Source organism: Natronomonas moolapensis 8.8.11 (assembly GCF_000591055.1).
GTDB lineage: Archaea > Halobacteriota > Halobacteria > Halobacteriales > Haloarculaceae > Natronomonas > Natronomonas moolapensis.
The window spans coordinates 641,142-654,526 of record NC_020388.1; the positions used below are offsets into that span (position 1 = coordinate 641,142).

10 protein-coding genes and 1 pseudogene are annotated in these 13,385 nt (G+C 64.2%); 4 read left to right on the forward strand and 7 right to left on the reverse strand.

Annotated features, from left to right (window positions below; genetic code table 11):
- Positions 1-94: 94 nt before the first annotated feature.
- The 4 genes from NMLP_RS03260 to hisS form a co-directional block, all read right to left on the reverse strand.
- On the reverse strand, positions 95-1,114 hold the full coding sequence (locus tag NMLP_RS03260; protein ID WP_015408701.1) for a segregation and condensation protein A: 1,020 nt from the start codon (positions 1,112-1,114) through the stop codon (positions 95-97).
- Positions 1,107-4,685 (reverse strand): chromosome segregation protein SMC, encoded by a 3,579-nt coding sequence (gene smc, locus NMLP_RS03265; protein ID WP_015408702.1) that lies wholly within the window; start codon positions 4,683-4,685, stop codon positions 1,107-1,109. The genes NMLP_RS03260 and smc overlap by 8 nt, the downstream gene beginning before the upstream one ends.
- A gap of 18 nt (positions 4,686-4,703) precedes the next feature.
- Complete coding sequence (locus tag NMLP_RS03270) at positions 4,704-5,015, reverse strand: DUF7518 family protein (RefSeq protein ID WP_015408703.1); 312 nt, start codon at positions 5,013-5,015, stop codon at positions 4,704-4,706.
- 111 nt (positions 5,016-5,126) lie between these two features.
- On the reverse strand, positions 5,127-6,425 hold the full coding sequence (gene hisS, locus NMLP_RS03275; RefSeq protein WP_015408704.1) for a histidine--tRNA ligase: 1,299 nt from the start codon (positions 6,423-6,425) through the stop codon (positions 5,127-5,129).
- Positions 6,426-6,633: 208 nt separating this feature from the next.
- On the opposite strand from hisS, the gene NMLP_RS03280 reads away from it, so the two are divergent.
- A complete protein-coding gene (locus tag NMLP_RS03280; protein ID WP_015408705.1) occupies positions 6,634-7,593 on the forward strand; it encodes a formyltetrahydrofolate deformylase in 960 nt (319 codons plus the stop codon).
- Positions 7,594-7,636: 43 nt separating this feature from the next.
- On the opposite strand, the gene NMLP_RS14090 is transcribed toward NMLP_RS03280, so the two are convergent.
- From NMLP_RS14090 to NMLP_RS03290, 3 genes and pseudogenes are all read right to left on the reverse strand, one after another.
- Positions 7,637-8,272: an IS6-like element ISNamo7 family transposase gene (locus NMLP_RS14090; protein ID WP_015408706.1), complete on the reverse strand. Its 636-nt coding sequence runs from the start codon at positions 8,270-8,272 to the stop codon at positions 7,637-7,639.
- Positions 8,273-8,316: 44 nt separating this feature from the next.
- A pseudogene (locus NMLP_RS03285) lies at positions 8,317-8,688 on the reverse strand (DsbA family oxidoreductase); the annotation flags it as partial.
- A gap of 131 nt (positions 8,689-8,819) precedes the next feature.
- Positions 8,820-9,878 (reverse strand): aldo/keto reductase, encoded by a 1,059-nt coding sequence (locus NMLP_RS03290; RefSeq protein ID WP_015408707.1) that lies wholly within the window; start codon positions 9,876-9,878, stop codon positions 8,820-8,822.
- A gap of 256 nt (positions 9,879-10,134) precedes the next feature.
- Here NMLP_RS03290 and NMLP_RS03295 point away from each other — a divergent pair, with 256 nt between their 5' ends.
- The 3 genes from NMLP_RS03295 to NMLP_RS14095 all read left to right on the forward strand — a co-directional run bounded on the left by NMLP_RS03295 (position 10,135) and on the right by NMLP_RS14095 (position 13,346).
- Positions 10,135-11,040 carry an acyltransferase gene (locus NMLP_RS03295; RefSeq protein WP_015408708.1) on the forward strand — a complete coding sequence of 302 codons (906 nt, stop codon included), beginning with the start codon at positions 10,135-10,137 and terminating at the stop codon, positions 11,038-11,040.
- Positions 11,041-11,364: 324 nt separating this feature from the next.
- Positions 11,365-12,507, forward strand: coding sequence for an acyl-CoA dehydrogenase (locus tag NMLP_RS03300; RefSeq protein WP_015408709.1), 1,143 nt, complete (start codon positions 11,365-11,367; stop codon positions 12,505-12,507).
- Positions 12,508-12,710: 203 nt separating this feature from the next.
- On the forward strand, positions 12,711-13,346 hold the full coding sequence (locus tag NMLP_RS14095) for an IS6-like element ISNamo8 family transposase (RefSeq protein ID WP_015408710.1): 636 nt from the start codon (positions 12,711-12,713) through the stop codon (positions 13,344-13,346).
- Positions 13,347-13,385: the final 39 nt, after the last annotated feature.

The window sequence follows — 13,385 nt, forward strand, 5'->3', positions numbered from 1 at the left end:
GGGGTCGCGACGGCCGGGAGGAACGTCGTGACTGCGAGGCGTTTGTACTCGGTATTGAGCCACTCGACGTCCGGGCGTTTTCGTACGCCCGCCCTCAGTCGTCGGCCGACGCCGATTCCTCGACTGCCCCACCCGCGGGATCGCGAATCCAGAGGTCCCCGAAGAGGTCGTCCTGTCGGAGTCTGACCTGCCCGCGGTTCGCCAAGAACAACAGTCCCAAGAACGTGTCGACGACGCCGCCGCCGGCCGTCCGGACCTCGGTGAACAACACCTCCTCGCGCCCCCGGTCGTAATGCGTCCGGAGTTTCCGGTAGACGTCGGCGACGATCTCCTCCATGTGCTCGTCGTGGGTCTTGCCGGTCACTTCCTCGGCCGTCGGCTCGTCGTCCATCCGGACGTCGTCGCCCGCGTGGTAATCGAGCGTCCGGGTCCCGCGGCCGTACCCCGACGGTGACCCCGAGGTGTCGTAGGTCCTGGACTCCTTCCACCACGTGTCGCGCTCGCGCTCGCGAAGATCCCGGACCAACTCGTCGAGCGTCTCCGGCATCCCGCGGGCGCGCTTGCGCTCGATCCGCCGGTCCATCTCGCGTTCGAGCTCGTCGATCGGGTCCGCCTCGAACGCTCGTGGCTCCTCGCCCGGCGGTCGCTCCCACGGCTCCGGGTCGGGGGCGGCGCCTTCATCGGGTTCGTCGTCGGTCCACATCACGTCGCTTTTCATCCGCAACAGCACCGACGCGTAAAACAGCGCCCGCCCCCCCGTTCGGAGATCCGAGCCGTCGAGCCGATCGAGGAACTTGTCGGTGACGGTCACCACGTCGATGTCCCAGGGGTCGATCTCCCCGTCCTCGGCGAGTTGGACCAACAACTCGACGGGTTCGACCTCGTCGTCGGAGCCGTCCGGGGCCGAGACGTCGACCCCGGAAGGGACGGCGTCGTCGGGACCGTCACCACCGTCCTCCTCCGACGGCGATTCGGCCCCGTGGCCCGCGATGTTCAGCGGGATCTCGTCGGCCGTGCCACCGTCGGCCCGGAGTGGTGGGTGAGGCGAGTCTGTTGGCTCTTTCGACCCCGCTCGCTCTATCGAGGACTCGCTGCGCTCGTCCTCGCTAGTCATCCGCCGGCACCTCCAGACTCGAGAGATCGATCCCCGTCACCGCCGAGACGTTGTCCTCCTGCATCGTCACGCCGATGGCGCGCTCGGATCGCTCCAACAGCGCCGCGCGGTGGGAGACAACGACGAACTGGGCCTCACTGGCCAGCTCCTCGACCATCTCGCCGACCATCTCGGCGTTGGCCGCGTCGAGGAAGGCGTCGATCTCGTCAAGCGCGTAGAACGGGGCCGGGTTGTACCGCTGGATCGCGAAGATGAACGCCAGCGCCGTCAGGGACTTCTCGCCGCCGGACATCGCGTCGAGCCGCTGGACTGGCTTGTCGCCCGGCTGGGCCTTCATCGTCAGCCCGCCCTCGAAGGGGTCTTTGGGGTCTTCGAGGACGAGTTCGCCGCTGCCGCTCGAGAGCCGCGCGAAGATGTCCCGGAACTCCTCGTTGATACCCTCGTAGGCGTCCATGAACGTCTCCCGTTTGCGCGAGTCGTATCCCTCGATTCGCTCTCTGATCCCGTCGCCCTCCTCGATCAGGGTCTCGCGTTTGCCCTCCAAGTCGTCGAGTTCGGCCTCGACCTCGTCGTACTCGTCGATGGCGAGCATGTTGACCGGCTCCAGCGCGTTCATTTCGCCCTCGAGCCGCGAAATCTCGGCCGTCACCGTGTCGTGGTCCGGAATCTCTTCGGGGTCGTACTCGTCGACCTGCGATTCGAGTTCGTCGAGTTCCCACTCGAGGCGCGATTCGGTGTCGCGCAGCTCCTCGAGGCTGGACTCGACGCGCGAGACGGCCTCTCGCTTCTCGTCGCGGGCCGCCTTCGCGTCCGCGAGCTCGTCTTTCAGCGCCTCGCGGTCGGCCTTGAGATCGGCCAGTTCGTCCTCCAGGTCGGCGACCGCCTCCTGTTTGGCTTCGAGCGTCTCCCGTTCGGCCTCTAAGTCGTCTTCGAGTTCGATGACGCGCGCTTCGGTCTCGGCCTTCCTGTTTTGGGCCGCCTCGATGTCGTCGTGGAGGTCCTCGATCGCTTCCTCGGCGTATTGCTTCTCCAGTTCGAGCTCGTTGAGTTCGCCGTCGAGTTCGCCCATTCGGTCCTCGAGCTCCGAGATCTCCCCGCGGATCGTCTCGGCGCGCTCCGTCAGCTCGGGGATCTCCGAGTCGGCGATCTCGGCCTCCAGTTCCTCGATGTCGGCCTCGGCGCTCCGGATCTCGGCGTCGAGGTGGTCAATGTCCCCCTCGATTTCGTCCATCCGGTCGGCGACCGACTCGCGCTCGGCCTCTATTTCCTCGAGTTCCTCGGCGAGCGCCTCGATCTCCGCCTCGGTCGCCTCGCGCTTCTCGTCGATCGACTCGATGTCGGCCTCGACGTCTCTGACCTGCTCGGCCGCGTCGGTCTGGCGGTCGCGGGCGTCGTCCAGCCGCGACTCGACGTCCCGGAGTTCCTCCCGGACCGACTGCTTTCGGTCCTCCAGTTCCGTGATCCGCTCGGCGACCCGCTCGAGCTGTCCCTTCCCGCTCTTCTCGAAGGAGTACCGCGAGCCGGAACTCGACCCGCCGGTCATCGCGCCCGACTTCTCGACGAGGTCCCCCTCGACGGTGACGAGCCGGAACTCGCCCATCAGGTCGCGCGCGGTCGCCATGTCCTCGACCACCAGGGTGTCGCCGACGACGTAGGCGAACACGTCGGCGTACGTCGGATCGAAGTCGATCAGGTTGTACGCGAAATCGACCACGCCCGGCAGGTCTGGGGGCGACGGCAGCGACCGGCCGTGCATCTCCGTCATCGGGAGGAACGTCGCTCGCCCGGCGTTCCTCGATTTGAGGTGCTCGATACAGCGCTCGCCGACACCGTCGTCGTCGACGACGACGTTCGCGAGGCGGCCGCCCGCGGCCGTCTCGCACGCGGTGGCGTATTCCGGGGCGACGCCCCCCAACTGCCCGACCGTCCCGTGGACGCCATCCATGCCGGCGTTCAACACCGTCGTCACGGCCCGGCCGTAGGAGCTGTCGCCGCTTTCGCCCGCCCGCGCCTCGAGTTCGGCGTACTCGCCCTGCTTCGCCGAGATATCGTCCTCGATGGACTCCAGTCGCTCCTGTAGCTCCCGCCGCTCGGCCTTCAGGTCCTCGACGACCTCGGTGATCGTCTCGCGGTTCGTTTCGGCTTTCTCGAGTTCGTTCTCGAGGTCCGAGCGTTCGGCCTCGAGTTCGGGCAGTTTGGCCTCCGCGGCCTCGATCTCGGCTTCGGTTTCGCGTTCCTCGTTCGTCCGCCGTCGGGACTCGTCGAGCAACCGATCCTGTTTCCGCTGGAGTTCGTTGCGCTCGTCTTTCAGCTTCTGGAGCGCCTCGCGGCGCTCCTCGAGTTGGTTTCGAACGGACTCGTACTCCGAATCGACCGCCTCGATCTCGGACTCGACCGACTCGAGGTCGACCTCTCTCTCCTGGACGTCGGCTTTCAGCGAGGACTTCTCGACTTTCTTGTTCCGGATGTCAGCTTCGAGTTCCTCGACGGTCTCGCCCTTGCGATCGATCGCGACGAACGCCTGTCGGCGTTCGGCTTCGGCCTTCTCGATTCGATCGTTTTCGGTATCGATTCGGTCCTCGATCCGGGAGATCTCACCCTTTATTTCCTCGATCTCGCGTTTGATCTCGAGCTGTTCGTCCTCGCCCTTGCGTTCGATCTCGGCGTTGAGGTCGGCGAGGTCCTCCTCGAGCCGCGTGAGGCGGCCCTGTCGTTCGTCGAGTTCGCGCTGGAGTCCCTCGAGTTCCGCGGCTCGTTCCTCGATCGACGCGCACACGTCCTCGTATTCTTCGCGTTTGTCCTCGAGTTCTGCGGCCTTGAGATACCCCTCGTACTCCTCTCTTTCCGATTTGAGCTGTTTGTACTCGAGCGCCGTCTCGCGCTCGTCGGCCAGCCGATCGAGGCGTTCTTGTTTCTCCTCGATGCGGAGTTCGGCCTCGTCGACGCGCTCTTGGACGGTCTCGAGCTCGCCGAAGGCGTCGGCTTTTTTCGCGTCGAACTGGGCGACGCCGGCGATCTCGTCGATGATCTCCCGGCGCGATCCGGCGGTCATGGTGATGATTTCCGTCACATCGCCCTGCATCACGACGTTGTACCCCTCCGGCGTCACGCCTGCCTGCGCGAGCAAGTCCTGAATGTCCGAGAGGTTCACCGACCGGCCGTTGAGGTAATAATACGAGTAGTAGGTGTCCTCGTCGGTCTGTTTGACCCGCCGCCGTACGGAGATCTCCTCGATATCGCCGACGTTCTCGGACCCGGCCGCGGAGACGACCTGCTCGCGCGACAGCGTCCCGTCGGCGTTGTCGAGGATCACCTCGACGCTCGCCTCGCGCTCGCCGGCGAAGCCGCCCGCCTCGTCGTCGTGGCCGGGGTTGTAAATGAGGTCGGGTAGCTTCTCCGCACGGATGCCCGAGGTGCGGGCGAGCCCGAGCGCGAACAGCACCGAGTCGATGATGTTCGACTTGCCGGAGCCATTCGGGCCGCTGATGGTCGTGAAGTCCTCGTAGAGTGGAATTCGAGTCTTACGGCCGAAGCTCTTGAACTTGTCGAGGACGAGCGCTTTGATGTGCATTGGGGTGTGTCGTCCCGCTCAGGCCACGATAATGTCGTCACCCGTCGAGTTCGCCGTTTCGTCCTCCGCGTCGTCCCCGTCGGTGGTCTCGGTCTCCCCGTCTGCGGGGTCGGCTTCCGTGGCGAGTTCGTCATCGGCCTCGGCGTCGTCGTCCCGGGACCGGGACGTCCGGGAGAGCCGGCTCCCGAGGGCGTCGGGCTCGATTCCGGTCTCGTCCTCGATCGCACCCAATCGTTCTTTCGTCTCGACGAGTTCGTCCGTCAGCCCCTCGATGGTCGCTTCGAGTTCGCGCACTTTCGCCTCGAGTTCGTCGACTCGGTTCCCGGACATACATCCGTTTCGTCCCCCCGCACGTATAAATCTGCGTCAGACATTACCACCGAGCGGGTCGGGCCGCCGTCCTCGGGCAGGTCGGACCGCCGTCCTCGGGCGGATCGGGCCTCAGTTCTCCTCGTCGTCCGTCGGTCGCCCCTCACTCGGCGGGAACTCCTCGAGGGGGACCTGCGTTTGCTCGCCGGAGGCCATATCCTTGATCGTCACACAGCCGTCGGCGAGGTCCTGCTCGCCGACTACGACGACCGTCTCCGCGCCGATCCCGTCAGCGTATGAAAGCTGATCGCCGAACCCCCGGTCGTTGAGATCGGTCTCGACGACGTGGCCGAGCCCGCGGAGGTCGCGAGCGATCCCCGCGGCGACCTCGCGGGTGTCCCCGACCGTCAGCACGTAATAATCCGTTTCGGTCGCCTCCTCCGGGTAGACGCCCGCCCGCTGGCACAGAAGCGAGAGCGTCTCGTGGCCGATCCCGACGCCGACGGCGGGGGTCGGCTGCCCGCCGAAGCCCTCGATCAGGTCGTCGTAGCGCCCGCCGCCGAAGACCGACCGCGAGACCTCCCCGGCTGTGTCGAAACACTCGAAGACGACGCCCGTGTAGTAATCGAGCCCGCGGGCAGTCTCTAAGGAGATCGCACAGCGGTCCCTGACGCCGAAGTCGGCCGCCGCCGCCAGCACGGCCCGCAGGTTCTCGACCGCCGCCTCCACACGGTCGGTTTCGGCGAACGCGGCGAGGTCGTCGAGGTCGTCCGTCCCGAGGACCTCGTCGAATCGCTCGGCTTCGTCTCGTGTCAGCCCCGCATCGAGGAGCAGTTCGTGGTATTCCTCGCGGTCGATCTTCTCGCGCTTGTCGACCGCCCGGATCGCGTCGGTCGTCTCGACGTCGCTGTCCAGCGACTCCAACAGGCCGCCGAGGATGTCCCGGTGGGAGACCCGGAACTCGAAGTCCCCGGTCGAGAGCCCGAGCCCGTCTAAGATGTCGGCCGCGACGGCCAGAATCTCGGCGTCGGCCTCGGGGTGCTCGGAGCCGAAGACGTCGACGTTGGTCTGGTAGAACTCCCGGAATCGGCCCTGCTGGACCTGCTCGTAGCGCCAGAAGGGCCGGGTGGAGAACCACTTGATCGGCTTCGGGAGTTCGCCCCCCTTCTCGACGACCATCCGGGCGACTGTCGGAGTCAACTCCGGCGTGAGCGAGACCCCCCGCCCGCCCTTGTCCTCGAAGGCGTACAGCTCCTCGGTGATCTCCTCGCCCGATTTGTCGACGTACATCTGTGTGCGCTCGAGTGCGGGCGTGCCGATCTCCCGGAAGCCGTACCGCCGGACCCGCTTTTCGATCGTGTCGGTCAGCTCCCGTCGGGCGGACATCTCGCCGGGGTAGAACTCGCGGAACCCCTTCAGGCCGTCGTACATACCCCTGGGTTCGGTGGCTGGCCCCTAAAAGGTGTGATACTCGCCGGTGGAGCGTCGGTGGGACCGATTCCCCGGAAAGAGTACCCGGGCCGGCGGGACGTGCCGCGGTCGTCCGTGCCGCCCGACTCGTTTTCGAGCCCCTTTTGAAAGCCCGCCACCCACACGGGAGTATGACTTCGCCCGTCGCGACGCCGCGGAGGTGGCGGCCATGAGCCGACAGTACACCGAGATCACCGTCGTCGGCGAGGACGATACCGGGCTCATCGCCCGCGTCACGACGCTGCTCTTCGAGCGTGACATCAACATCGAAGACCTCGATCAGGCCGTCCGGGATCGGATCTTCCGGATGACGATGACCGTCGACACCTCGGAGATGAGCTGTACGCCCGAGGAACTCCGGAAGGCACTCTCGGCGCTCGGCGACGACCTGGGTGTCGACATCCAGGTTCGATTCCCCGCCGACCGCGAGGCCCAAACCATCGCCGTCCTCGTCACCAAGGAGTCTCACTGCCTCGAGGCGCTGTTCGAGGCGTGGGCCGACGGCAAACTCGGGGCGGAGATAAGCGTCATCATCGGCAACCACGACGACCTCGAACCGCTCGCGGAGCACTACGGCGTCGACTTCCACGACATCGGCGACGAGAAGGGCACGCCGGACGAAGAGCGACTCCTCGAACTGCTCGACGAGTACGACACCGACCTCATCGTGTTGGCCCGGTATATGCGGATTCTGAGCCCGAACGTCGTCTTCCGGTACGAGGACCGCATCATCAACATCCACCCCTCGATTTTGCCCGCTTTCCCCGGCGCGGAGCCGTACCGACAGGCACGCGAAGAGGGCGTCCGCATCGCCGGCGTCACCGCCCACTACGTGACGACGGATCTCGATCAGGGGCCGATCATCACACAGCGGGCGTTCAACGCGCCACCCGGGGCGTCCGTCGAAGACCTCGAGCGCCGCGGGCAACCGCTCGAGGCGGAGGCGTTGCTCGAGGCCGTCCGGCTCCACCTCGACACCGCCATCTCCGTCTATCACGGCCGGACGGAACTGCGCGACGACGGTGATCCCGATCGCTACCGGTTCGGGCTCCCCGAGTCGATCGACGACGCCCTCGCCGACCGCCCCGTCGACGGACTCGGCGAGGCGGTCTCCGGCGTCGAGGAGTAGCCAGCGTCGTTTTTATATCTGTGCCCCGGATGGGGGGTAGTGTTCACATAAGCTGATTCCATGCGAAGGCGAAGGATCGAAGCCAATCGTCGGCGGTGTCTGCTTCGGCATTGCTAAAACAGTTTGAAAAACTGATAGTTCGTCGTTTTACCTCTCGAAAGACACGTTCGACGCTATTCCGATTTCCATGGCGTTCATATCTGAAATCGAGGCTATGGCGGCGACAGGCGTCTTTCAGTGAGTGCGAGCCATCTATGAGAAACACCGCGTCGTCAACGTCGTGTTTCTCGCGGAGTTCGGCAAAGAATGCGTGAGCGATTGCCTTGTTTGTCGTCGGTTCAAGCGTTGTATACAGTAATTTGTTTGTCTCAGGATCGACAGCAGCATACAGCCAGTACTGCTCATCATTGAGTCGGATCACGGTCTCATCCACCGCAACGTGATCCGGATCCCGACCAGATTCGGGCTGTAGATCTGCCCTGTGAACCCAGTTGTGAACAGTAGATCGAGCTCGACTGACACCGAATATCTCAAGGATAGAAATGGTATTCGAAAGTGATAGGCCAGCTAAATGGAGTTGAATACCAAGCTTCATCAGTAATTTCGGTGTCGCTTCTCGCTCCACAAAACCTAACTCGATCTCGTCCAAATGGCCGTTGAGGCGGGCGTTTTTGGGCATAGAGCACTCAAAAAATGTACCGCCTCACTTTTCATTCTTATCTGAACACCGCCGTCGAAACCGAGCCACGTTTGATAATCGTGGTGTTCGCTGATGTAGTACGAGACGACCTGTGCGGGGAGCGAATCGATGTCCGTCGCTATCTCGAGGTCCATCTCGACGTCGTATCGCTCCTGGAGGCGGCGAACGTTCTGTTTTGCCTGCTCGAAGTACTCGTCGTCTTTCCCGTCGTCGACCGAGTGGTCGATCGTCCCGTCTGGGTTGCGCTTTTGACTTCGAAGGTCGAACGGATGCCACTCGATTTCGAGATCGGCATCGCGGCGCGTTTGATACTGCGAGAGCGATTCGCGGCCGAGATAACAGAACGGACAGACATAGTCGGAGTACACCGTGATCGTCCGAGATTCGGAACTCATAGGTTCAGTTGCGGTCGGATATATAAAAGGGTGGTTCGACCGCCCGCGGCGGGCGCACGGTCCGGGGGCGCAGCGAGGGTTATCCAGGGATCTTATAATCGTGACAGCGTCCGTTGACCGATTGTCTCGGCCTAGCTACCGGCCGACTCCTTGTCGAGACCTGCCGTGTCTATGTCCTCGCCGCCGACCGACGACCGCAGCGCGTCCATCCCGTCGTCGCCGTCGATGCCGAAGTTCTCCGCGTAGAGCCCCTGGACGCGCTCGTACTCCTCGGCGGAGAGCGTGGGGACGTCGCTCGCGGCAGCCCACTCGTCGATGTCCTCGCGGGTCCGGAACGTGGGGGTGACCGTCGCGACCGAATCGTGATACAGGAGCCACTGAAGCGCCGCCTGGGACATCGTCCGCTCGCCGTCGCGTTCCAGAAAGCGAAGTGTCTCGATCTTCTCCCAGCCGGTCTCGTACCACTCGTCGGGGCGGTACGCGCGGTGGTCGCCCTCGGCGAGTTCCGTTTCCGGACGGACCTGCTCGTTCAAAAGCCCCGAGGAGTGGGGGACGCGCGGGATGAGACTCGTCGTCGACCCGGTGCGGTCGATCGTCTCGAGGAAGTGGTTGCCGACCTCCTGTTCGAAGGCGTTCCAGACGAGTTGGACCGAGTCGAACTCCTCTTCGATGGCCATGTCGCCCTCGGCGAGCCAGCCGATCGAGGGGCCGAGCGCCCAGCCGACGGCGTCGATGCGGCCCGCCTCCTTCAGTTCGTCGAGGAACTCCAGGACGTCCGCGTCGACCTCCTCGACGTTGGCGTTGTGAAGCTGCAGGACGTCGATCCGGTCGAGACCGAGGCGGTCAAGCGACTTCTCGAAGGCGTCTTCGAGGTACGCCCGGTTCATCTCCTTGGGCAACTCGCCGTGGCCCGCCTGGGGGTTGTTGTAGAAATCGTAGCCGACCTTCGTCGCGACGGTGACGTCGTCGCGGTACCCCTCGACGGCCCGGCCGATGAGCTCCTCGGAGTCGCCGTGACCGTAGACGTCGCCGGTGTCGAAGTAGGTTATACCGCGGTCGATGGCGTAGCGGACCATATCGATGGCTTCCTCGTCGCTTCGGTCGCCCCACCAATCGCTGCCGACGACCCACGCGCCGAAGCCGATTTCGGAGACCTCGACGCCGGACGTCCCGAGCGTTCGGTAGTTCATACACACGCGTTGTGTTTTGACCCACTTATCCCTCGCGGTCGATCCCACGCCCCCGGACGAGTGGGGGCCGATCGCCGTCAGGGCGAACGCACGCTCCGAGACGGAGCGGTCCGCGCCGACGTAAAAAGCGAGGCGGCCGGAGGTACGCACCCACGCGGCCCGTCCGGGCCGGGCGGACACCCTTAAAAACCCCCGTCGATCGTGTGCGCTGCTCACAACAGCAACCCCTAACAACCACGCCGTCCTGAAGACGGGTATGACGAAGCGCCACGTCTCGTTGCCGGCCGACGCCGAGGACGGCCTCGGCGCCTTCATCGAGGAGGTCGACCGCCGGCTCTCGGGCGAGGAGGACACCTGCGCGGTCGTCGAGGACGTCCTCGTCGACCTCCACGGGGACCGGCGAGCGTACGAGCGATGGCAGGCCGGCGAGGACGTCTCCGCGGCCGAACGGGTCCGGCTGCAGGGCTATGACCCCTGTAACGCGACGATCGAGAGCGAGTACTACGCCGAGAAGGACGAGGCCGCCTTCGAGCGCTCGAAGCACCTCCAGTGGCTCTGGCGGCAGTTCGACGCGACGCCGATGGCCGACAACGTCGAGTTCGCGCTCCGGTTCCGGCGGATGCTCGCCGAGCACCTCTTCGCGGAGTGCGGCGAGGGCTGTCGCTTCTTCAAGAGCATCACGTTCACCTACGGCCACAACATCTCCGTCGGCGACAACGTCGTGATCCACGACGACGTCCACCTCGATGACCGCGGGACGCTGACGATCGGCGACCGCGTCTCCGTCTCCGACGGCGTCCACGTTTACAGCCACGACCACGACATCGTCGACCAGACCGCGGTCGACAACTACCACACGATACTCGAGGACGACGTCCGCGTCACGTTCGACGCGATGGTGCGGGCTGGCTGTCGGGTCGGCGAGAACGCGATCGTCGGCGCGCGCAGCGTCGTCCAGTCGGACGTACCCGCCCACCACGTCGTCGTGGGCCAACCCGCACAGAGCGTCCGGATCAAGCCGGGCTGGGAGGACGTCGCAGACCCGATCAGCGGCGACCACCCCGACGGACGTGGCGGCCGACAGCTCGAGTACGACCTCCCCGAGAACCTCGAACAGTTCGACGAGTTCGGGCGCGAGTTGAACCCGCCGGCGGACAGGTAAGCGGCGGGCGGCTGGGGGGACGCCCGCGGGAGGAGCACCGCGGCTGCGGCCGTCGAAGGAAGTCGGGCACGTTCGGCTGCTCTGCTGTCCACGGGCCGACCAGAGCGGTGGAGCTGATCCCGTGGGGGAACACGAGACTCCGGTCGGCCCGCGGACGGTCGACGTACGTCTGGCGTCGTCTTGGTTACTCCTCGCGCACATCCACCCGGGCGGGTAGCCGGTGGACGACCCCGCCGGGGCCGACGTCCCGATGGGCCTCGCCGGGCGGTCCGTCCCCCTCGAACGGAGAGCAACTGTAAAGTACTGAGGGTCGAACGGATCTACATGGATTTCAGTTACACAGCGGAACAAAAACAGATCACCGATATGGTCGCGGAGTTCGTCGACGAGGAGATCGTCCCCGTGGCTGCCGAGATCGACAAAGAAGACGAATTCCCGGCCGACGTCATCGACGAGCTCGCCGAGCTGGGGCTTATGGGGATGCCGTTCCCCGAGGAGTACGGCGGGGCGGGGCTCGATTATCACGCCTACCCGGCGGCGCTCGAGGAGATCTCCCGTGGGTCGGGCGGGCTCGGCACCATCGTCGCCGCCCACATCTCGCTGGCGGGGAACATGGTCTACGCGTTCGGAAACGAAGAACAAAAACAGGAGTACCTCACACCCATGGCGCTGGGCGAGGACATCGGCGCGTTCGCGCTCTCGGAGGCGGGGGCGGGCAGCGACGTCCCGGCGATGGACACCACCGCCGAGAAGGCGGGCGACGAGTACGTCATCGACGGCGGCAAGCTCTGGATCTCGAACGGCTCGGTCGCCGACACCGTGATTGTCTTCGCGAAGACCGACCCCGAGGCCGGCAACAGGGGCATCTCCTCGTTCGTCGTCCGCCCCGAGGAGGACGACGGCTTCATCGTCGAAGGGACCGAGGAGAAACTCGGCGACAAGGGCTGTCCGACCGCCGAGTTGCGCTTCGAGAACCTCCACGTCGACGAGTCGCGCCGCCTCGGCGAGGAGGGTCGCGGCTTCGTCCACGCGCTGAAGACGCTCAACGGCGGCCGAATCACCATCGCGGCCCGCTCGGTCGGAATCGCCCAGGCCGCCCTCGACGAGGCGACCGAGTACGCCCAACAGCGCGAGCAGTTCGGCAATCCCATCGCCGAGTTCCAGGCGATCCAGCACAAACTCGCCGACATGGACACGAAGACCCGCGCCGCCAGGCTGTTGATGCACTCGGCGGCGGACAAGAAGATGGACGGCGAGAACTTCGTCAAGGAGGCCGCCCAGGCCAAACTCTACGCCTCCGAGGTCTCCCGCGAGGTCGCCAACGAGGGAATCCAGATCCACGGCGGCTACGGCTACACGAAGGACTTCCCCGCCGAGCGCTTCTACCGCGACGCCAAGCTCAACGAGATCTACGAGGGCACCAGCGAGGTGCTGCGGAACACGATCGCGAACGAACTGTTCGGGTAAACACGGACGCCCCGCGCCACCGTGCGCGGGGTACCTCACAAGAACCCTTGTGGGGTTGAAGCGGATCCGCGTCGATCGTCGCGACTGGATCACTCTGCTGTATTGAATAGCGGTATTGGCCCGGACAGTTGGAATTTGAGTCGGCTTATAGGGCGGTGTTCAGATAAGGATGAAGGGTGAGGCGGTGCGTTTTTTGAGTGTCTATGCCAGAAAACGCCCGCCTCAACGACAATTTAGACGAGATCGACTTAGAGTTTGTTGAACGAGAAGCGACACCACGATTTCTGATGAAGCTTAGTATTCAGCTCCATCTCGCTGGATTATCACTTTCGAATACTGTTTCTATTCTTGAACTATTTGGTGTCGATCGTGCTCGGTCAACTGTGCATAATTGGGTTCAGAAAGCAGATCTACAGCCTGAGTCTGGTCAAAATCCGGATCACGTCGCCGTTGACGAGACGGTGATCCGGCTCAATGATGAACAATATTGGCTGTACGCGGCTGTCGATCCTGAAACAAACGAATTGCTATACACAACGCTTGAACCAACCACAAACAGCGTAATTGCTCACGCGTTCTTTGCTGAACTCCGCGAGAAACACGACGTAGAACACGCCGTGTTTCTCATCGATGGCTCGCACTCATTGAAGGACGCTTGCCGCCGTCACAGTCTCGATTTTAAATATGAAAAACATGGAAATCGGAATAGCGTCGAACGTGTCTTTCGAGAGATAAAACGTAGAACTACCAGCTTCTCAAACTGCTTCAGCAACGCCGAAGCAGATACCGCCGACAATTGGCTTCGATCATTCGCCTTCGCATGGAATCAGCTTATCTGAACACTACCGCTTATAGAGAGCAGATGCCGGTGGTCACAA

Excerpts from the sequence above, each read along its gene's own strand:
- NMLP_RS03260 (WP_015408701.1), bottom strand. The coding sequence starts at position 1,114 with ATGACTAGCGAGGACGAGCGCAGCGAGTCCTCGATAGAGCGAGCGGGG.
- NMLP_RS03300 (WP_015408709.1), top strand. The coding sequence starts at position 11,365 with ATGGATTTCAGTTACACAGCGGAACAAAAACAGATCACCGATATGGTC.
- smc (WP_015408702.1), bottom strand. The coding sequence starts at position 4,685 with ATGCACATCAAAGCGCTCGTCCTCGACAAGTTCAAGAGCTTCGGCCGT.
- hisS (WP_015408704.1), bottom strand. The coding sequence starts at position 6,425 with ATGTACGACGGCCTGAAGGGGTTCCGCGAGTTCTACCCCGGCGAGATG.
- NMLP_RS03290 (WP_015408707.1), bottom strand. The coding sequence starts at position 9,878 with ATGAACTACCGAACGCTCGGGACGTCCGGCGTCGAGGTCTCCGAAATC.
- NMLP_RS03280 (WP_015408705.1), top strand. The coding sequence starts at position 6,634 with ATGAGCCGACAGTACACCGAGATCACCGTCGTCGGCGAGGACGATACC.
- NMLP_RS14095 (WP_015408710.1), top strand. The coding sequence starts at position 12,711 with ATGCCAGAAAACGCCCGCCTCAACGACAATTTAGACGAGATCGACTTA.
- NMLP_RS03270 (WP_015408703.1), bottom strand. The coding sequence starts at position 5,015 with ATGTCCGGGAACCGAGTCGACGAACTCGAGGCGAAAGTGCGCGAACTC.
- NMLP_RS03295 (WP_015408708.1), top strand. The coding sequence starts at position 10,135 with ATGACGAAGCGCCACGTCTCGTTGCCGGCCGACGCCGAGGACGGCCTC.
- NMLP_RS14090 (WP_015408706.1), bottom strand. The coding sequence starts at position 8,272 with ATGCCCAAAAACGCCCGCCTCAACGGCCATTTGGACGAGATCGAGTTA.